The sequence below is a fragment of the Pseudomonas sp. AC211 genome (assembly GCF_979258055.1).
Genome location: NZ_OZ409830.1, coordinates 2,526,487 through 2,545,798, shown reverse-complemented (window position 1 = coordinate 2,545,798; position 19,312 = coordinate 2,526,487). Strand labels below are relative to the sequence as shown.

13 protein-coding genes and 1 pseudogene are annotated in these 19,312 nt (G+C 57.7%); 3 read left to right on the top strand and 11 right to left on the bottom strand.

Annotation, left to right across the window (positions count from 1 at the left end; genetic code table 11):
- Window positions 1–25 precede the first annotated feature (25 nt).
- Window positions 26–910 carry a response regulator gene (locus tag ACZZZP_RS11935; RefSeq protein WP_463382859.1) on the bottom strand — a complete coding sequence of 295 codons (885 nt, stop codon included), beginning with the start codon at window positions 908–910 and terminating at the stop codon, window positions 26–28.
- Window positions 911–1,165: 255 nt separating this feature from the next.
- Window positions 1,166–2,365, bottom strand: a complete 1,200-nt coding sequence (locus ACZZZP_RS11930) for an EAL domain-containing response regulator (protein WP_463382858.1) — start codon at window positions 2,363–2,365, stop codon at window positions 1,166–1,168.
- Between the two features lie 233 nt (window positions 2,366–2,598).
- Here ACZZZP_RS11930 and ACZZZP_RS11925 point away from each other — a divergent pair, with 233 nt between their 5' ends.
- Entirely contained in the window at window positions 2,599–5,991 is a 3,393-nt protein-coding gene (locus ACZZZP_RS11925) for a response regulator (RefSeq protein WP_463382857.1), read from the top strand.
- 87 nt (window positions 5,992–6,078) lie between these two features.
- Window positions 6,079–6,423 carry a hypothetical protein gene (locus ACZZZP_RS11920; RefSeq protein ID WP_122495745.1) on the top strand — a complete coding sequence of 115 codons (345 nt, stop codon included), beginning with the start codon at window positions 6,079–6,081 and terminating at the stop codon, window positions 6,421–6,423.
- A 10-nt stretch (window positions 6,424–6,433) separates the two neighbouring features.
- On the opposite strand, the gene ACZZZP_RS11915 is transcribed toward ACZZZP_RS11920, so the two are convergent.
- The 5 genes and pseudogenes from ACZZZP_RS11915 to ACZZZP_RS11895 form a co-directional block, all read right to left on the bottom strand.
- Window positions 6,434–7,204, bottom strand: a complete 771-nt coding sequence (locus tag ACZZZP_RS11915) for an alpha/beta fold hydrolase (RefSeq protein WP_122495747.1) — start codon at window positions 7,202–7,204, stop codon at window positions 6,434–6,436.
- Window positions 7,191–8,276, bottom strand: a complete 1,086-nt coding sequence (locus tag ACZZZP_RS11910; protein ID WP_463536547.1) for a DUF3182 family protein — start codon at window positions 8,274–8,276, stop codon at window positions 7,191–7,193. Before ACZZZP_RS11910 ends, ACZZZP_RS11915 begins: the two co-directional genes overlap by 14 nt.
- Before the next feature lie 111 nt (window positions 8,277–8,387).
- Window positions 8,388–11,484: pseudogene (locus ACZZZP_RS11905) on the bottom strand (efflux RND transporter permease subunit).
- Window positions 11,481–12,569: an efflux RND transporter periplasmic adaptor subunit gene (locus ACZZZP_RS11900; RefSeq protein ID WP_463382855.1), complete on the bottom strand. Its 1,089-nt coding sequence runs from the start codon at window positions 12,567–12,569 to the stop codon at window positions 11,481–11,483. Before ACZZZP_RS11900 ends, ACZZZP_RS11905 begins: the two are co-directional and overlap by 4 nt.
- Window positions 12,566–13,732: an efflux RND transporter periplasmic adaptor subunit gene (locus ACZZZP_RS11895; protein WP_463382854.1), complete on the bottom strand. Its 1,167-nt coding sequence runs from the start codon at window positions 13,730–13,732 to the stop codon at window positions 12,566–12,568. The genes ACZZZP_RS11900 and ACZZZP_RS11895 overlap by 4 nt, the downstream gene beginning before the upstream one ends.
- A 218-nt stretch (window positions 13,733–13,950) precedes the next feature.
- Here ACZZZP_RS11895 and ACZZZP_RS11890 point away from each other — a divergent pair, with 218 nt between their 5' ends.
- A complete protein-coding gene (locus tag ACZZZP_RS11890; protein ID WP_463382853.1) occupies window positions 13,951–14,178 on the top strand; it encodes a hypothetical protein in 228 nt (75 codons plus the stop codon).
- 66 nt (window positions 14,179–14,244) lie between these two features.
- Here ACZZZP_RS11890 and ACZZZP_RS11885 read toward each other — a convergent pair whose 3' ends face one another.
- The 4 genes from ACZZZP_RS11885 to ACZZZP_RS11870 form a co-directional block, all read right to left on the bottom strand.
- Window positions 14,245–15,804 (bottom strand): FAD-dependent oxidoreductase, encoded by a 1,560-nt coding sequence (locus ACZZZP_RS11885; RefSeq protein ID WP_463382852.1) that lies wholly within the window; start codon window positions 15,802–15,804, stop codon window positions 14,245–14,247.
- Window positions 15,805–15,856: 52 nt separating this feature from the next.
- On the bottom strand, window positions 15,857–16,144 hold the full coding sequence (locus ACZZZP_RS11880; RefSeq protein ID WP_122495761.1) for a DUF6021 family protein: 288 nt from the start codon (window positions 16,142–16,144) through the stop codon (window positions 15,857–15,859).
- 16 nt (window positions 16,145–16,160) lie between these two features.
- The gene (locus ACZZZP_RS11875) at window positions 16,161–16,664 is read right to left on the bottom strand and encodes a DUF4142 domain-containing protein (RefSeq protein WP_463536546.1); all 504 of its coding nucleotides are present in this window, start codon (window positions 16,662–16,664) and stop codon (window positions 16,161–16,163) included.
- A 401-nt stretch (window positions 16,665–17,065) separates the two neighbouring features.
- Window positions 17,066–19,255, bottom strand: a complete 2,190-nt coding sequence (locus tag ACZZZP_RS11870) for an ATP-binding protein (protein ID WP_463536545.1) — start codon at window positions 19,253–19,255, stop codon at window positions 17,066–17,068.
- Window positions 19,256–19,312: the final 57 nt, after the last annotated feature.

The window sequence follows — 19,312 nt, the reverse complement described above, 5'->3', positions numbered from 1 at the left end:
GTTATTAACTTCTGATGGTTTATGGTTACGAAGCGCCAATTTCTATCTCAAGCGATCGCTGTAGGTCTTCAATTGCACAACATACTGCGGTAGCGATGATTGTAATATCAGACGGTTGATTGTCGATGTTCATCGCTTTTTCGTATTTCTCGATCGAATCAACTAGTGACTTGGCGTTAATTAGCCTAGCCACGCCTTTCACACGATGCGTCATGAACGAGAATTCCTCCCAGTCTAACAACTTCAAGTATCCATAGAGTTTGTTTAGGTCAACTTGGTTAGTGGTGTATAACTGCTGCAGGAAAAGAGATTTTAGGTCATCGTCGCCGTTTGTTAGTGCGTGGATGCTCTTATCGTCAACCAGCTGCGAGATATGCTTTGGCTCAGTTGAAGTCGATGGGTTGATCGGTCCCTCAAGCCTTTTAATGCAGTTTTCGAGTTCCAATGCACCAACTGGCTTGAAAAGACAATCATTCATTCCCGCCTTAATGCAGTAGCTGCGTTCATCCTCGTCCGTACTTGCAGTTACACCTACGATCCAGTAAAGCGACTGTGCTAGATTTTTTTCCTGCGCTCGGAGTTGCTTGGTTAACTCGAACCCATCCATTACCGGCATTCTACAATCGGTGATGATCAGGTCGAATTGCGTTTGGTACGTGAGCATTAACGCCTGAGCTCCATTTTCCGCACTTTGGGCTGTATGCCCCAGGAATATAAGTTGTTGTTCTAGTATCAGCAGGTTGGCTGGGTGGTCGTCCACTAATAGAACATTTAATGAAGTCTTTTTGCAGTGGGCGCGATCCGTTCTCGGGGTAGGAAAATTCGCTGATTGCTCAACGTTTCCATCTGCTTCCCGTTTGAAAGATTTTCCTGATACCGAAATTCCATCCATCGCGTCTTTACGGTCCATTATGTTCCCCATTAACGGCAACTCCTCGGTCGAGTTTAGTTCAGCTTTATTAAATTGTTTTCTTTAAACCATGTAGGAAATTTCATTTCTACCGGCTTAGCTGTGTACGCGGGTGGGCGTGCATCGTTTTTTCTGCCATTTCTGGGAGTGACGGCTCGTCGACATCGACGCTCTCGCTCAGATGTATCCTTTGATTTTCCTGAACTTTACAAATGCAGTTCATGCTCGTGGCCGGATTGGTCCAGAATTGCATGATCAAAGTAAAAGAAACTGATCCTCCATTTTGCGACTCGACATCCATTCAATTAATTTTTCGCCTGACACAGCGGGTGAGAATAGGTAGCCCTGTCCGAACTGGCAATCTAGGTCCTGAAGAAGTCTTAGTTGCTCAACTGTTTCGATACCCTCAGCTACCAGTGATACTCCCATCTGTTGGCTGAGGTGAGCCATACTGGCTACGGCTAGTTGAGTTCGCTTATTTAGGACGATATCTTTCACAAAACTCATGTCTAGTTTGATTTCGGTGCAGGGTATCTCGCAGATTCGCTGCAGCGAAGAAAGTCCTGTTCCAAAGTCGTCGATGGATATACCGCAGCCAATCGTCCGTAAATGAATTAAATTGGCGTAGCACTCAGCCGGTGATTTAAGAAGCCCGGTTTCGGTGATTTCTAAAATCACGGCATCCGGGCGAACATGGTTGGCTTTCAGGATCTTTAATACTTTTGAGCTGAAAGCGGGCCGAGTAAGTTGGGCGGCGTCTATATTTATTGAGAGTTTAAATTCTTTGTCCAAGTCTTTATGATTTAAAAATTCTAGCGCGCTCTGAAAAATTGAAAACGTCATTGCGTCCAAGTGGCCGAAGCGCTTCGCTAGATCAATAAAGATTTGTGGGCCGATAATGCCTAATTTTGGATGTTTCCAACGCATTAGTATCTCGGCTCCGACTATTTTCATGGAGTCGAGGTCTATTTTTGGCTGGAAGTATGGAATGAATTCATCATTTAGTGCACCTGCCGCCACCGCTTTTGCAGACGGCATCTTGCTCCGCGAAATAGATTGTGATTGCGGTTTTCGTACGGATGCGCTTTCTAATGCCGCTTGTAACTCACGTTTTGTGTATTTCTTGCCCAGACGTCCAGCTACGTGAATCCCCGAAAACTTTGCGAGTTTGCATAGAGCGGTATAAATATCTGCCGACACATCGGTGACGAAGATTACGGTTCGAATGGCTCCGGTACGGTTTGCATGACGTAAAAAGTTCAGGGCGGAGCAATTCGCTGAGCTTAATGAGAAAAATAGTATGTCGAATGACTTTTCTTCCAAGATGAATTTTTCTGCGATGTCATTCGTAGGTGCAACATGAAGCTTTGTGTGCCCGAGCGATTTTAAAACGCTTACTAACGCTTGTTGCGCAAGGGGGTGGCTTTCGGAGATAAGGATTTTCGGCTGGGACATTGAGGTGTTCCTACGCGAGTTAAGTAGCCGAAATATCGCACCCGCTTAATTCTGGCGATGTACAACGACTCTTCCTGATCTGTAGGAAAATCCCTATATCCGCTATTTTGCTGCGCGCCGCTCAAATCGATTTAAAGTTTTTGCACCACGTCTAGCGAATTGTGGTGCTACAGTTTTAAGCCAAGCTAACCAATTCTTTGCTTGTCGCTTCTTTAACTTTTACGAGTATCCAGGTGAATAAAATTTCTGAGTGGATTGGGGCTTACCGTGTTCCGGTTCTTGTGGGGGCTTTGTCGTTGTCGTGTGTGCTTGGTTTCGCGGCCACCGAAGCTTATCGGCTAATGGTGGAGGGGCGGTTTCGTGACGCGGAGCGGGCGCTGATCCGAGAAAATGCGTTCAGCCTTGAAGGCGTTACGTTAAACGGCAAAGGGATGGGAGCGCTGCTGTTGGCGGGGTTAATTAACTCCTCGGTTAGGACCGCTTCACTAGAGCCGGACATCCGCCACGCTCGACAATTCAATATCGCCCAACCGGCCCTGAAGGTAATCGCTAAGCGCGTGGGCGCAAGTCTCGCCTTTGTCGTCGACGGGGAAGGAGTGGTCAAAAGTGATTGGAGCGGTGAAAACATATCGCCGATTGGGGTAAACGTTCGCAATCGTCCCTATTTCCAACAGGCGATGAAGGGGCTGCCAAGCGTAAGCGGCGGTGTGAGCCCCGTGTCCGGCCGACTTGTGTATTACGTGGCGGCCCCCGTGTATTTGGAGGCTGCGTCGGATGAGGTGACAGGCGCCGTGGTGGGGCGATTTGAAGCCAGTGAATTAGGAGATTTCGTCAAAGATGACGGTTCTCGCATCGGTTTAGTGATTTCTCCCCAAGGAATTGTGTTTACTTCCGGGCGCTTGGAGTGGAGCCTGCGCACGACAGAGCCAAAAAGTTCTGCGCAAATAAAGGAAATCGCGGAAACCAAGCAGTTCGGCGCGTATTTTGACGATGAAAGCAAGGTCAGAGCGCTACCTTTCAACCTGTCTGAAGATACCGTAACCATCGAAGGTCAGCGTTACGCTGTCTCGTCAGCTCCGGTCGATTGGAATGATCCCAGCGGTAAATGGAAGCTCGTCACAATCAGCGCGCTCGCTCCGGTTTACAGCTTTAAGGAAGGATTCTGGATTTCTTTTTTAACCGCCGGATCCTGCGGTTTATTAATGTGGTTTTTCCTTCGGCGGCTGGCGGATATGCGTATCCGCCGCAGCGATTCGTTAGAAATAGCCCGGCAACATCAACGCCTTCAATTGATCTTAGATAACGCCCCCGTCGCGGTGTGCATTATTGCCGACGATCTTCAGATCGGGACTACTGGCATTGTCAGGTTTGCCAATCCTCTGTTCACCAATACGTTCGATGTCCGGGTCGATGTGCCCATGCCGCGTCTATATGTCCGCCCTGATGAACGGGAAAAATTGCGCGACATGTTGCGCCGTGAAGGAGTGGTGGAACAGCATGAAACGCAGGTTTATGACAACAACCATCAAATTCGCGACGTCTTAGTTAACTTTCTCCGCATCGATTTTTTGGGTGAGACCGGCACGCTTGGATGGCTTATCGATATTACGGCGCAGAAAGTAGCCGAGCGGGAAATGTCTACGGCGATGAGCGCCGCCGAGTCTGCCAATAAGATAAAGGGTGAATTCCTGGCCAATATGAGCCATGAAATCCGCACGCCCATGAACGCCATTATGGGCATGTCGTTATTGGCGCTGCGGGGCGATTTGGATCCGCTGCAACGTAATTACATTGAAAAAGTTCACCAGGCCGCTAACTCGTTGCTGGATTTGATAAATGACATTTTGGACTTCAGCAAGCTCGAGTCAGCGAAGATGGAGATTGAGCACGAAGAGTTCCGCTTGGAAGATGCCTTTGAGGATCTTTCAAACGCTATCAGTCTTCGGGCCAATCAGAAGAACATCGAGTTGCTCTTTGATATCTCGGCCAATGTTCCCGCTCTGTTAGTAGGGGACCGACTTCGTTTGGCGCAGGTGCTTATTAATCTGGGCAACAATGCGGTGAAATTCACCGACCGGGGTGAAGTCATCGTCGGGGTCGAATTGGTAGAGGCTGTAGAAAAACGGCTCACGTTGCATTTTTGGGTCAAAGACACCGGGATAGGGCTTACCGAGGAGCAAAGGGCGAAGCTGTTCAATAGTTTCACCCAGGCGGATTCATCTACCACTCGACGGTACGGTGGCAGTGGCCTGGGGCTTGTTATCTGCAAGCAATTGGTGGAATTGATGGACGGCCAAATTTGGGTGGAGTCCCAGTACGGCGAGGGCTCGATCTTCCATGTTCACGTCGATCTCGACTGCGTCGAAGCGCCGGGCACCTTATTATCGTCGACTGCGAATTCACTGAGCGATATCCGCGCACTGTTGGTTGACGACAATGCGTCAGCTCGGGAAATTGTTGCGACGATGGGCCTGTCGTTGGGAATGCAAGTTGATCAAGTTGCCAACGGAATCGAGGCACTGATTGCCATCGATAAAATGGAGCGCTCCGGTAGGCGGTACGATCTCATCTTACTCGACGAACACATGCCTATCATGGGCGGGGCGCACTGCTTGCGGCTCATTCGGCAGCGGCCAAGCCATCGCGACGTGCGGGCTATTCTGATCGGCTCAGCTGGCGGTGAGGGCAGTGCTCAGGTGCAAGACGCTGAAGCGTTCAACGCCGTGATGGTGAAACCGTTGACCGCCGCCAAACTGGCGGGCTCGCTCAGCGAAGCCCTAAGTCATTCCAAGCCGATGCCTGCCCGTAAGGTTCGAGACGACAACGTATCCATTGATCTTCGTTCGCGCTTGGCCGGCCATCGCATCCTTCTCGTTGAAGATAACGAGATGAATCAGGAGCTGGCGGTGGCATTGCTCGCCCAGGCTGGCGCCGAGGTTGTGGTGGCTGGCAATGGCCAGCGTGCGCTGGACTTTCTCGCCAAAGACCGCTCATACAGTCTCATTTTGATGGACTGCCAGATGCCGGTGATGGACGGATATACCGCCACGCAGCACATACGCGCCGATCTGAATACACAGGAAATTCCGATTATTGCCATGACGGCCAGCGCTATGAAAGGCGACCGTGAGAAGGCGCTGGCAGCGGGCATGGATGATTACATCACCAAGCCTCTCGATGTCTTGAGCATGTTCACCACAATCGCCAAGTGGATTAAACCAGTTCCTATTTCATCCAATGCGCAAGCCTCGACTGAGCCCGAACCGGTTTCCGAAACATTTGGGACACTTCCCGGTGTAGATGTTCAAGCGGGCCTGTCCGTTTGCATGAACAACGCGGCGCTTTACACCAAATTGTTGAAGATGTTTCGCAAACAAGCGCAGGACTTCTCGGCGGAGTTCCATGCCGCCGTCGAGGCGAATGACACCGTGTTGGCTACGCGCCTAGCTCATACGCTGCAGGGCACTGCCGGAAACATCGGAGCTTTTGGCGCGCAGCGTGCGGCAGCAGCATTGAATCGTGCCTGTCAGGAGCAAACATCGCAGGCGGAATTGGAAGGCCATTTGCAGGCGCTCGTGAAGGAATTAGCCATGGTTGCCGACGGGTTGGAACGCTTCGAGAGGTAATGTCCTACCGCCTTTGAGGAAACATCGAATTCAATAGATTGGTCACCCTAAGGAGACTTGCCGGCTCATTCTTTAAGAGCTTTGACCATGTTAGCCAAGCACATGCGCATCCTGATTGCCGACGCCGACCCGCTGGTTCGCGCCAACGTCGAAAAACTCATGAATAACGCCGGCTGTTTCGGCATTGCTTCGGTCGGCACGCTGGATGAGCTGCTTTCGTTGATCGACTTTGGCGGCAAGCCGTTTGACCGAGTGCTGATTAACCGTCGTCTTCTAGGGCATGAATACACCGACGCACTCAAAACACTAAGCAGCTTTCGTAATGTGGTGATCTACCGCAGCGGTTTTCAATTTGATCGTCTTGCCGATCCGCTTTGCAGCGAGACCAGCTGCCTAGATAACGGCCTGGAGCCGGCGTACACCTTGCACTGACTCGCCACACTTACGAATAGATAGCGGAATGATGGGGATAGTCTGCGGTTCTCGCGCCCATGATCATTTCCCCAATCCAACTGTTGAGAATCGAGGTGTAGGCTTTTTGGTCGCTGTCCTGGCTGAGCGCATGATCGGCGCCGTCCACGATGCGATGGGTAAGCGAGTGAGCCTTTTCGAAAGCAGCGCGGTAGCTCATCAGCGTGGTGTGGGGCACATAGTCGTCGTGCTCCGACTCCACTAACAGCACGTCCCCCTTGAATTTTGCGCAGCAGGCCAGGGCGCGATTCTGTTCTGGCAAGCACAGCGTGCGCCGGTAACGCGCCAGGCGCTCGCGGTCCAGAAGCTGTTTGGGCACCGTCCACTCTTCGTCCCAGTACAACGCGGGCACGCGCAATGCGAGCCACCGTACCGGACGCATGTCGGTAAGAAACGTCGCCAGATACCCCCCGTAACTACTGCCGATCACCGCGATTTTGTCCGGATCGATTGCGGGATGGCTCGCCAATTGGTCGTAAGCTGCAACGATGTCCGCCAGGTTCTGTTCCCGTGTCACCGTCTGTTTACTGCCGGACGTGCGCTCGTGGCCGCGCAGGTCGAAGGTCAGGCATACGCAGCCGAATCCGGCGATGCCTTTGGCGCGTGCCAAGTCCCTCTGTTGGCTGCCACCCCAACCATGAACGAAAAGTATGCCTGGCACTTTCTGTTCCGGGGACATCAGGGTTCCGGCGATTGTTTCGTTATCAACTTGAATGTCTATGGTCTGGCTATGGGCAGGCATTGAGGTCAACCTTTACGAATTTACTGATAGTGCCGTGGGGCGCAACCTCGCCTTGGAACAGGCGCGTCGCACCCGCTGGGGCGTCATCGCCATATGTTTCGTAGGTGCTTGCCTTCAGGCACAGGATTTCGGGGTGTTGCTGCAAGGCTTCCAGCGCGAAGACTTCAGCAGGACTGGCGCCACCGATGCGCCACGACTGTTCCAAAACGCCAGAGCGTTCTTCCCCCAAGGCGTCAATGCCCTGGGCAATGTCGTAGTTGCGACGCGAGGCGATCAGGCCCAGGCAATCGAACGCGGCCTGTTCATACGTAACGGCCTGCTTAATCGCCAAACGGGCGTGCGTGGATAACGGCAGCGCATCAAGCGCTTCATAGCCGCCGCGCACGATCATCAAATCAGAGCCGCCGTACACCTGCGCGCCGCTGTCGTCTTGGGTTAAGCGTTGCGAGCCGTAATAGCTGGCGACGAGCCCGGCGACTTGGATTTGTCCCACGCTAAACGTCACCACCTCCTTCAGGTGTTCCTCCAGTACCAGACCCCATTCCGAGACTTCCTGAGCATCCGCCTGGCGCAAACACGCGCTGAGTTCAGCGGCGTTTTCCACCAACGTCTGACCTCGACCGGCTTTGCCTCGCACGGCTTTTATCCGCACGGGCCCATGCGCCAGCAGGGCCGATCCGGCCCGCTCGGCATCGCTCAGGTCAAACACCGTGGCGCCGCGCAATACCGCATCGGCCGCCTGTTGGTGAAACTGCGCGGTCCAGCCTTCGGGCGTCACGGTCGGCTGCTCGATCAAGGGGTGGCTAATGGCTTTGGTCGCCATGAAGGGGAACCGCACGGCGCCGCCGAAGAAATCCTCGGCGCTGGCGATCCCGAGCGCCTTCATCTGCTGGACGCCCGTTACCGTTTCGCTGGGGATCCAATAACAGGCGCTGTTTTTTTCGGGAGACGTCTGTACGGGCAGACCGAGCAGGTCGCCGATTTTCTCTGCCAGTACCTGCTGAACCGCGCGCTCGTGGTCGGCCAGTGGCGTGTCGAGGGTCAGCAGTGCGACGGCGCGTTTTGTGTTCATCCGGGCTCTCTGTCGTTGAGCATCGTCCCGCGGGCTGCGCGGACGGGCATAACGTGAGAAGGAAGAATGCGCCGTTCGGTTCCCTTTTCCGCACGACGCATTGTTGTCCAGCTAACGCACCTCGGAAGGTTCGCCGCCACGTTGGGCGCTTTCCCGCGCTGGTTCTTGAATGCGGTATGAAGCGACGTACAACGCCGGCAAGAACAGCAGGGTCAGGAGGGTGGCGCTGATGATGCCGCCGATCATCGCAAAGGCCATCGGCCCCCAAAACACTTCGCGTGCGATGGGAATCATGCCCAGGCTCGCCGCTGCAGCGGTGAGCAGAATGGGGCGGGTTCGGTGGTGAGTCGCTTCAATTACGGCATCCCACGCGTCTGAACCTGCCTCGCGGAATTCGTCAATTTGCGTCACCAGAATCACCGAGTTGCGAATGATGATGCCGATAAGCGCGAGCACGCCAAGAATTGCCACAAAGCCCAGCGGTGTGCCGGTGGGCAGCAGCGCGGCGACCACGCCGATCAAGCCCAGTGGCGCGACGCTGGCAACGAGAAACAGCTTCTTCACGCTTTGCAGCTGAATCATCAGAAAGGTCGCCATCAAAAACAGCATCAGCGGTATGACTTTGCCAATCGGTCCTTGCGCCTTGCCACTTTCTTCCACGGTGCCGCCCGGTTTGATCCGATACGAGGCTGGCAGCTTCGCGGCGAACTCGTCGATCTTCGGCTGCAATTCGGCCATTACATCGGTGGGCTGCTTATCGCCGTGGACGCTCGCCTTGAGCGTGATGGTGGGTTTGCGATCACGGCGCCAAACGAGTGGCTGCTCTAGCTCGTAGCTGACCGTGGCGAATGCGCGCAAGGGTATCGAGGTGCCACGCGGCGTGGTGATTTGCAGGTTTTCCAAGGTTTCAGGAGAACGTCGTTCGCCTTCCTCGGAACGGCCGACCACGTTAATCAGATAGATGCTGTCGCGAACCTGCGTGACATTCGCACCGGTCACCACGCTGTTCATGGTCTGCGCCACGTCTTGTGACGACAGCCCCAACTGCCGGGCTTTGTCTTGCGCCACGTCGATTTTCAGCACCCGGCCAGGCTCGTTCCAGTCATAGATCATGTCGCCGATATCGGCGTTGCCGTCGAGCAAACCGGCCACTTGCATGGCGTATTCGCGCACTTGTTCGATGTTGGGTCCGCTGATGCGGTACTGAATCGGCCGTCCTACAGGCGGGCCCATTTCCAACGGTTGAACGAGGCTGCTGATGCCAACGAAGTCTTCCCGCAAACGGGCCTTCAGTTCAGCGGCCAGGCGTTGGCGCGCTTCCAGGTCTTTGCTGACGATCACTAGCTGGGCATAGAAGGGGTTTTGCAGTTGTTGGTCGAGCGGCAGATAGAAGCGCGCAGCGCCCTCGCCGATATACGTGCTCCAGCGCTGAATGTCGGGGCTGTCCTTGATGGTCGCTTCCAAACGGTCAACGACTTGGCGGGTTTCCTCCAGGCTGCTGTTTTGCGGTAGGTTAAGGTCCACCAGCAATTCCGGGCGGTCGGAGGAGGGGAAGAATTGCTGCTGGACGAATTGCATCAGCACTATGGACGTGACGAAGAGTGCCACCGTGAGGCCGATGCTTAGCCAGCGATGGCGCATCGCCCATTTCAAACCACGGTCCATGCCTCGGGTCAGCCGGCCGGGTTCTTTGTCTTTTTTGTGGCTCAGCGATTCCGGCAAAACGTGTACGGCGATAACCGGCGCGAACAACACCGCCACCAGCCACGACACCAACAGCGCCACGGCAATCACGGCGAACAGGGTGAAGGTGTATTCGCCCGCCGAGCTGGCGTTCAGACCAATCGGCACAAAGCCTGCCACCGTCACCAACGTGCCGGTGAGCATCGGGAAAGCCGTGGAAGTGTAGGCGTAAGTGGCGGCCTGGGCGCGGGTGTCGCCGGCCTCCAGGCGCGTGACCATCATTTCCACGGTGATCATCGCGTCATCCACCAGCAGGCCGAGGGCGATGATCAAGGCGCCGAGCGAAATCCGCTGCATGGTGATGCCGCTGTATTCCATGAACACAAACACCATGGCCAACACCAGCGGAATGGAGCACGCCACCACCAAGCCGGCGCGCACGCCCAGGCTGATAAAACTCACCACCAGCACAATCACCACGGCTTCGAACAGCGCACTGGTGAAACCGCCTACGGCTTTGTTCACCACTTCGGCTTGGTTCGACACTTGATGCACGCCGACGCCGACCGGCAACTCCGCCGTTATTTCCTCCATGCGCTGGTGCAATTGCTTACCGAAGGTCTGAATGTTCCCACCGTCGCGCATGGCAACGGCCAAGCCGATGGCAGGTTGGCCGTTGAAGCGGAACAACGATTCCGGCGGATCCTGAAAACGGTGCTCGATGGTAGCCAGGTCGGCCAGGCGATAAAACTGATCGTTAACCCGCAGGTTCACCGCTTGCAGGTCTTCCTGCGAGCGGAATTCGCCCGAGGTGCGCACCGAAATGCGCTCGGGCCCGGCCTCAATCACACCGGATGGCGTCACGCTGTTTTGCGCTTGCAGGCTTTGCACCACCTGGCTTTGGTCCAAGCCCAGCGCCGCCAGCTTGCGGGTGGAGAAGTTCAGGTACAGCACTTCGTTTTGTTCGCCGATCAACTGCACCTTGCCCAGGTTGTCGACGCTGCGGATATCCAGGCGCACCTGTTCCACATAATCGCGCAGTTGCCGGTAACTCAGCCCGTCGCCGGTGAAGGCGTAGATACTGCCGAACACGTCGCCGAATTCATCGTTGAAGAATGGCCCCTGTAACCCTTGGGGAAATTCGCCCTGAATGTCGGTGATTTTCTTACGCACCTGGTACCAGATGTCGGGGATGTCTTTGCCGTTGGTGGTGTCTTTCAGGTACACGAACACAGTCGACTCGCCGGGCCGCGTGTAGCTTTTCACGTAGTCCAGGGTGTCCAGTTCTTCGAGTTTCTTTTCGATGCGGTCGGTGACTTGGTAAAGGGTGTCGTTCACCGTCGCGCCCGGCCAACGGGTCTGGATAACCATGGTTTTGATGGTGAATGAGGGGGTCTTCCTCGCGACCCAATTCGAAGTAGGAAAAAATCCCCATGACCAGGGAAACCGCCATCAAATACCAGACTAACGATTGATGGCGCAGGGCCCAGTCCGACAGGTTGAAACCGCCCGTTTCCCGACTCATTGCACTGCTCCTGGGTCCAGCTTGACGACTTGTCCGGGTTGCAAACTATTCACGCCGGCGCGCACCACGTGCTCGCCGTCGCGTAGGCCTTCGCCAATTACCACCGAGTCGCCTTCACGACTTAACACCTGCACGGCCCGCTGATTGACCGCGAGGCTCGTAGGGTCGATGACCCACACGTGCGCGCGGCCGTTTTCGACCCGGTCCGCAATCAATGCGCTGGCCGGCAAGGTGCTGTGAGCAGGCGTCTGGCTGCTCAGCTCGATGTTCACGGTGGTGCCCAGGCGCAGTTCTTCCGGGCTGTCGATTAAGCTCAGGCGCACGCGTCGCGAGCGAGTGGTGGGATCGGCCTGCGGTGCCATTTCGCGAACCTGTGCCTGGGCCTGAACGTCCGGCTGCAACTGCGAGCGCACGGTAAAGCGCGCGTCAGCGGGCAATTGCGCCACTTGTTCGTCAGGCAGGTCGAACACCGCTTCGAGTACGTCGGGGCGGGCCAGGGTCAGCACTTCCTGGCCGGCCGCGACCACTTGGCCGGTTTCTGCGCGCCAGGCGGTGACCACACCAGGGAAGTCGCTGAGCAATCGGGTGTACTCCACCTGGTCTTTGGCGTTTTGCACATCGGCGGCCATTTGATCGAGGCTGGCGCGCGCCGTTTTCAAGCGTGTTTGCGCGTCGTCGAGGTTGGCTTTGGCGCCCACGCCGCGGTCGAACAGCTCCTGCTGACGACGCGCGTCGGCTTGCGCGTCAATCCACTGGGCGTTAGCGCTGGCCATCTGACCTTCGCGGGCGCGCAGCTGATTTTCCTGATCGCTAGGGTCAAGGGTGGCGAGGAGGGTGCCTTTGTCGACTTTGTCGCCGACGTTCACGGCGCGCGAGGCGATGCGGCCGTTTGTGCGAAAACCGACGGTGGTTTCGTAACGCGCTTCGATGGTGCCGGCGTAGCGGCCCACCGTGGCTTGCTGCTGGGTACTGACCACGCTGTAGAGCACTGGACGCGGCGCCGGTTTTGGCGGTTCTTCGTCAGAGCAGGCGGTTAGGCCGAGGACCAGCAATAGCGACACAGCGAGCGGCAGGCAACGATTCATTGCGCGCCCTCCAGCTGTTTATCAGCCGGTGGCGGCGCGGCGATTTTCGCTTTTTCGGGTTCGGCGGCTTTGTCCGGCGTGGCGATTTCCACCACTTGTCCCGGGTGGAGCAACTGCCCACCGGCGACAACCACGTGTTGGCCTGCTGCCAGCCCTTTGCCAATCATCACCGTGCCGCTGCCATACGCCACGTCGCTGACCGGTTGCAGGGTGACTTTCTGCTGCTCATCCACCAGCCACACGGCTGGCTGATTCTGGCTTTTAAACAGCGCCGACCATGGCAATACCACGCGGTTGCTGGTTTTCGGGCGCACGGTGGCGGTGACCACGGCGCCCAGGTTCATTTCCTCGGGTGCATTTTCCAGCGCCACCTTGACCTTCACCGTGCCGCTTTGCGCGTCGATGGTCGGGGTTATTTCGCGCACCTTGCCTTGGGCGGTGACGGCGGGGCGATTCAGCAGGCTGACGGTCACCGGTTGTTCGGCCAGCTCAGCGTTGAACAGCGATTCGTACACATCGAAAACCGCGTCGCGCTCGCCCGCGCGGGCCAGGGTGAAAATCGGCACCGTGGCTTGCACCACTTGCCCGGCCTCCGCCTGACGCTGGGTGATTACGCCATCGGCGGAGGCGCGCAGTTCGGTGTAGGTGAGCAGGTCGCGGGCGTTGGCCAGCTGCGCCTGAGCGGCGCTGTACGAACTACGGCTGGAGCGCAACTGCGCTTGCGCTTGGTCAAATTCGCTTTTGCTGGTGTAGCCCTTGGGCAGCAGCTGTTGCTGGCGTTTAAAACTGACTTCAGCCAGACGCAGCTGCGCCTCTTGCGCTTGCAGGGCGGCGCGGGCGTTGTCGACGTTGGTTTGCTGTTCTTGTGGGTCGAGGCGCGCCAGCACTTGATCGGCCTTCACCCGATCGCCGACCTCGACCATGCGCTCGATGATCTTGCCGCCGACACGGAAAGACTGCTGCGCTTCGACGCGCGCCTGAATGTCGCCGGTCAGCTCCACTTGGTCGCTGAAATCACCGGGTTTTACGCTCTGCACCAGCACGCGGGTATGGGGCGGCGATTGCTGTTTGTCGTTACAGCCAGCGAGCGCCAGGCAGGCGGCAATGGCCAGCAGAATCGCGACGGTCGACGGCTTGCGCTCAGGCCATGCCTGTTCCGGCATTGGAAAACTCCTATTCCTTTAAGACGGCGGCGAACGCCATGTCGTGCATGGGCTTGAGAGGAAGCCATGGCTCGGAAAGTTCAAGTTTTCAAGCAGATAACGACGTAGACGGCGAACTTCGACCACGAATGGATGCGGTTACAAACCTCCCTGAACCGATCTGGCGTTGCGCCAGTCAGCAGCTAAGACACCGACACATTTAACGCGGAGATCAGCGTATGACCCATTGGGTGATCAGTTACAACCGGGACCAAAACACCTCCGTTCTGGATGTCGAGCAGGACGAAAAGCCGAGCGTCGAGCAAGCGGTGGAATACGTTTGGGAATGGGCCGAGCAGAATCTGGAGAAGGGCGAATTTGGTGATCCACAGGAAGAGGCGACCGAGCTGCCGCTGAAGCTGCTGAAGGACTACGGCATTACCATCACCGGCATTTTCCCCAAATAGCCGGCCGATCCAATCAACCTGGCGAGCAACCTGGTGAGCCCGTCTAGGCGGGCCTGCCCACGAGGTTTAACCCGTCTCACCGTCGCATTGGCGGACCAAGCTCAGCGCTTGCTCGACCGACAGCGGTTCACGCATACGTTCAGCCAACAATGCCGTCGCCGCCTGTCGTTGGCACGCCACCACGCCTTCCACCTGGCCATGGCTGCAGAGCAGGGCGATAAAGTGCAGGTTCACCAGATCTCCTTCAATAACGGTTTCCTGCCAGTCTTTTGCGTGGCCAAGGTAGTCGAAACGCTTGCCGAAATGCTGGGTCCAGAAGAACGGCACGCTGTCGTAGGCCACTTCGCCGCCGAGCATGTTTTGCGCCGCAATGCGCGCGTGCTGCTGGGCTACGCGCCAATGCTCGATGCGCAGGTGCTCATCGGCCAAGGGAAAGCGCGCGATGTCGCCAGCCGCCCACAGCCCGGGCGCGGCGCGCATATGTTGGTCAACCACCAGCGCGCCGTCGTCGCATAAGCGCAGGCCTTGCAACAGGTCTGTTGCCGGGCTCACGCCCACGCCGACCAGCACCAGGTCGGCGGCGATGCGCTCGCCGCAGGCCAGGCGCACCGCCTTCACATGTTGGTCTTCATTGGCTTCGTCGGCCTCGAAGCTCACGGCTTCTTCTCCCACGCGAAACACCACGCCGTTGCTCTCGTGCAGCAGGCGGATGGCGCGGCCCACCTCAATGCCGAACTGCTTGGCGAACGGCACTTCGTGGCGGGCGATTACGGTGACGCCGAGGCCACGTTTGCGCAACGAACTGGCCGCCTCCAGGCCGATAAAGCTGTCGCCGATGATGACCGCCCGATCACCCGGTAGCGTGGCGTGCAGGATGTCCGCGGCATGCGCACGCGAGCGCAGCACATGCACGTTGTCCAACTGCGCGCCGGGCAGGTCGAGGGTTTTCGGCTTGGCGCCGGTGGCCAGTAGCGCCGAGTCGTATCGGTACAGGCGACCATCGCTTAGTTCGATTTCGCGTCGCTGGGCGTCCATGCGATTGACATGGCCGTGGACGCGCTCGATGCGCTGTTCGCGGTAATAGTCATCGTTTTTAAGATCGGGAATCTGCGCCGGCGCCATCTCGCCAGCGATGACAAATTTGCTTAACACCGTGCGATCAAAGCCCGGTGCTTCTTCACGGTCGATTAGCAGAAGGCGGCCGGCAAAGCCGTGCTCGCGCAATGCCGAAGCCGCTGCCGTACCCGCAGCGCCGCCGCCGACGATGGCGAATAAACGCTCGTCTGGTGATTGGGATTTGTCGGTTGAGGCAGGCAGCGGTTGATCGTCCACATACACCTGGCCGTCGCGAATGGTCACCGCATAGCGCTGCAAATCTTCCAGCGCTGGCGGTTCGCACACGTGCCCATCGCTGAGGCGGAATGTGCCTTTGTGCCACGGGCATATCAGGCGTCCATTGCACACCGCGCCCTCGGCCAACGGCGCGCCGGCGTGCGGACAATTGCCCTGAAACGCCTGCACCGTGTCGCCGGTTCGCAACAGAATCAACGATTGCTCACCGATCTTGCCCTGGCCAATCTGGCCGTCGGGCAAGTCTGCCAAGCAGGCGACATAGTGCAGTGGCATGGACAGCTTTCCTTAACGTGAACGACAGGGGCTAACGCAAGCGTTAGCGACCTCAGGGTTTTTCGTACGGCGGGTACTCATCGCTTGGCGCGCGCTTCTCAGCCCGTGGGTCCGGCGCATCGTCGGGAATGCGCGGTGGATGCCTCGGGTCGATTTGCGGATCGGCAAGGTCCGGCGAATCAGGATCGAAGTCCGCTTCGGAATCGACCTGCTTGCCGGCTTGCTGACGCGGATACCCGGGAAGGCCTCGGGTATCGGCCGGCGTGTCCTGAGCGGGCCACTGCTCGGCGTCGAGCGTGGCGCCGTCACGATCCGGCGGCGCGGTGTGTTGAGCGTTCATACAACCTCCGCTGGGCTTAGTGGTCGTGCTTGGCTTTCAACTGTTTGGCCATTTCCAGGTGATGTTCCAGGGCGGGCAGCTTCTCTTTGGCGAAGGCTTGCAGCTCTGGGTTTTCTTTGGACTCGGCTTGTTTCTTGAACAGCTCGATGGTCTGTTCGTGGGCGGCTACCTGGTTGCCGGCGTAGCCCTTATCGAACGACTCGTCGCGCATTTCCAGCAGCAGCTTTTTGGCTTTGTCGATCATCGACGCTTCGTCTGGCACTTCGATGTTCTGCTTCTTGGCCAGGGCGGTGAGCTCTTGATTCACCTTGGTGTGGTCCGCCTGCATGGTGGTGGCGAACTCGCGCACGTCGGTGCTTTTGCTTTTTTCCAGCGCCAGCTTGGCGGCTTCAATTTCCAGGATGCCGCCTTGGGTGGCGTTTTCAACGAAGGAGTTGGACTCGGCGGCCACGGCACTTGCCAGGGCACTGAAGCTGAGAACGCAAGCCAGACCGAAGTGTTTGAGCGGGGTAGTGTTCATTCCATTTTTCTCCACTGTGACGCGAACGGGTCGTCGCTAATAAGTGGACGGGTGGGTTTGGCGGAAGGTTTCGATTATTTGCCGAGCGGTACGGTGGGGTGAGTTGGGGTAGGTTTTTTTGGTTTTAAGCGCATGCACGCTGGAGGGGTTTAGACGAGTACCGATACATGAACGAGCCTGGATTCCGAATCGTCGGACCGCCGCCTGCGCGGGAATGACGGTGGTTTTTTAGATAGCTTTGTTTAAGCCTGGATCCCAGGTCGTCTGACCGCCGCCTACGCGGGAATGACGGCGTTGCATTAAAGACCACCGTCATCCCCGCGCAGGCGGCGGTCCGACGATTCGGGATCCAGGCTTGCATGGTGAACGCCGATTTTGACGACGCGGCCGTAGCACGTGCACTAATCCTTACGATTCAGCGCCGCACTCAACATCTGCGCCACCTGTTCAGCCGAGTACGGTTTGCGCAGAAACGCGAAACCCTGGAAGCCTCCGGCGGACAACGTCTGGCTGTAACCGGAGGTGAGAATAATGGGTAGACCGGGGCGGCGGCGGCGCAGTTCGGTGGCCAGGTTCAGGCCGCCAATGCCGGGCATCATCACGTCAGAAAACACGGCATCGAATTCCAGCGCCTCAGGCCCCATGCGTTGCAGGGCTTCTTCGGCAGTGCTGGCCCAGGTTACGTCGTAGCCCAGGTCTTGCAGCATGTCGGCGGCAAAGCTGCCGATCTCGCGGTTGTCTTCCACCACCAGCACTCGCTGCCGCGCACCATGCAGGGTCTGCAGCATCGGTGGCGGGGCAGGTTCAGTAAGCCCGGCTTGCGCTTCCACCTGCGGCAGAAACAGGGTGAACGTGGTGCCTTGCCCAGGCACGGAGTACACGTCGACGTCGCCGCCCGATTGCTTGGCGAAGCCAAACACTTGCGACAGGCCAAGACCGGTGCCCTGGCCAATTTCCTTGGTGGTGAAGAAGGGTTCGAATATTCGCGACATCACCGCTGGGGCGATTCCGGCACCGGTGTCGGTAACGGCAATCGCGGCCAGCAAGCCGGCCTCGGCCGCTGACTGGGAGGCCGATGGCATGCGCTGGTTGCACGTCAGGCGCACCGTCAGTTGCCCTTCGCCGCCCATGGCGTCGCGGGCGTTGATGGCCATGTTGATCAGCGCGGTTTCCAATTGACCGAGATCGGCCCGGACAAAACAGGGCTGCCTTGGCAATTCCAGCACCACCTGAATTCGCGCACCGGCGGCGAGGTCGAGCATGTCGTGCAAGGCCTCCAGGCGTTGGCCCACTTCGAACACTTGCGGATGCAGCGGTTGGCGGCGAGCAAAGGCCAGCAGTTGGCCGGTGAGCTTGGCGCCGCGCTCGATGGTGTTGGAAATGGTGTCGATGTAACGGTTGCGGCGTTCCAGTGGCAGATCGGTGCGGCGTAAGAAGTGGATCGAGGAGCGGATGATAGTCAGCAAGTTGTTGAAGTCATGGGCCACGCCGCCGGTGAGTTGTCCGATGGCCTCCAATTTCTGCGCCTGGCGCAGCTCGGCTTCGGTTTCGACCAGCCGCGCCGTGCGCTCCTGCACCCGTTCTTCCAGGGTGCTGTTGAGCGTGGCCAGCGCGTTCACCGCTTCACGTAGTTCGGCGTCGGCGCGCACTCGTTCGATGTGCGCCCACGAACGCTCAGTCACTTCGCGAAGCAGGCCCAGGTCTGCGTCGGTCCACTGCCGGGGCACGTTGTCGTGAATAGCCATCAAGGCCGTGAGGCGGCCATCTTTGATCAGTGGCATGCAAATGGTTGCCGTGATGCCAAGGGCCTGAAATGCCGCCGATTCGTGGCTGGGCAGCTCGCCCAGGTTGTCGTGGATGATCAACGGCAAGCCGGCGTTCAGGTTGCGCACGGCCAGTGCGCCGAAGTCTGCCAGACGGTAAATACCCAGAACGTGCGGCGAGCCGGGCGCTGCCCAATCGCCGCGAATGGTGAAGCCGTCCTCATCGGCATGCATGTCGGCGTAGGCGCAATTCGACAGCCCCAACTGCTGGGCCAACATGCGCGTGGTGGCGGCCAGAATCACATCGGCACTGGTGGCCGTTGCCACCGCACGCCCGAGGCCATCGAGAAAGGCCAGGCGCTGGTTGGCGACCACCGTGGCCGTGGTTTCAGCCACGGTGTCGAGGATGCCAACGACCTTGCCGGTGTGGTCGCGAATGGGGCTGTAGCAGAAGGTGAAGTAGGCCTGTTCAGGCGCGCCACCGCGCTCGATCAGCAGCGGGAAGTCTTCCAGGTAGGTGGCCTGGCCTGCAAATGCGGCGTCGGCGAAGGCGCTGATATCGGGCCACGCTTCGCTCCACACGTCGCTGAACGAGCGGCCCAACGCAGAGGGTTTATTGCCGAGAATTTGATTGAAGGCTTGGTTGTGCAGGGTAGTGAGGCTGTCGCCCCAAACAATGGCTTGCGGGAAGCTTGAACCGAGGCTCAGGGCCACAGTGGTTTTCAACACATCAGGCCAATCCTCGATCGGCCCCAGCGGCGACGAGGCCCAGTCGTAGGCCCGAATCCGCTCCACCATCTGCTCGTCACCTTTGAGCCACTGCGCCATGTGTCCCCATCCGTAGCCAATCAAACACGTCTATTTCGTGGCGTTCCTTATACCGTC

Bases quoted from the DNA above. Each gene is read 5' to 3' on its own strand.
- ACZZZP_RS11880 (WP_122495761.1), bottom strand. From the start codon at position 16,144: ATGAACGCTCAACACACCGCGCCGCCGGATCGTGACGGCGCCACGCTC.
- ACZZZP_RS11885 (WP_463382852.1), bottom strand. From the start codon at position 15,804: ATGCCACTGCACTATGTCGCCTGCTTGGCAGACTTGCCCGACGGCCAG.
- ACZZZP_RS11920 (WP_122495745.1), top strand. From the start codon at position 6,079: ATGTTAGCCAAGCACATGCGCATCCTGATTGCCGACGCCGACCCGCTG.
- ACZZZP_RS11900 (WP_463382855.1), bottom strand. From the start codon at position 12,569: ATGAATCGTTGCCTGCCGCTCGCTGTGTCGCTATTGCTGGTCCTCGGC.
- ACZZZP_RS11915 (WP_122495747.1), bottom strand. From the start codon at position 7,204: ATGCCTGCCCATAGCCAGACCATAGACATTCAAGTTGATAACGAAACA.
- ACZZZP_RS11895 (WP_463382854.1), bottom strand. From the start codon at position 13,732: ATGCCGGAACAGGCATGGCCTGAGCGCAAGCCGTCGACCGTCGCGATT.
- ACZZZP_RS11935 (WP_463382859.1), bottom strand. From the start codon at position 910: ATGGACCGTAAAGACGCGATGGATGGAATTTCGGTATCAGGAAAATCT.
- ACZZZP_RS11910 (WP_463536547.1), bottom strand. From the start codon at position 8,276: ATGAACACAAAACGCGCCGTCGCACTGCTGACCCTCGACACGCCACTG.
- ACZZZP_RS11870 (WP_463536545.1), bottom strand. From the start codon at position 19,255: ATGGCGCAGTGGCTCAAAGGTGACGAGCAGATGGTGGAGCGGATTCGG.
- ACZZZP_RS11930 (WP_463382858.1), bottom strand. From the start codon at position 2,365: ATGTCCCAGCCGAAAATCCTTATCTCCGAAAGCCACCCCCTTGCGCAA.
- ACZZZP_RS11890 (WP_463382853.1), top strand. From the start codon at position 13,951: ATGACCCATTGGGTGATCAGTTACAACCGGGACCAAAACACCTCCGTT.
- ACZZZP_RS11875 (WP_463536546.1), bottom strand. From the start codon at position 16,664: ATGAACACTACCCCGCTCAAACACTTCGGTCTGGCTTGCGTTCTCAGC.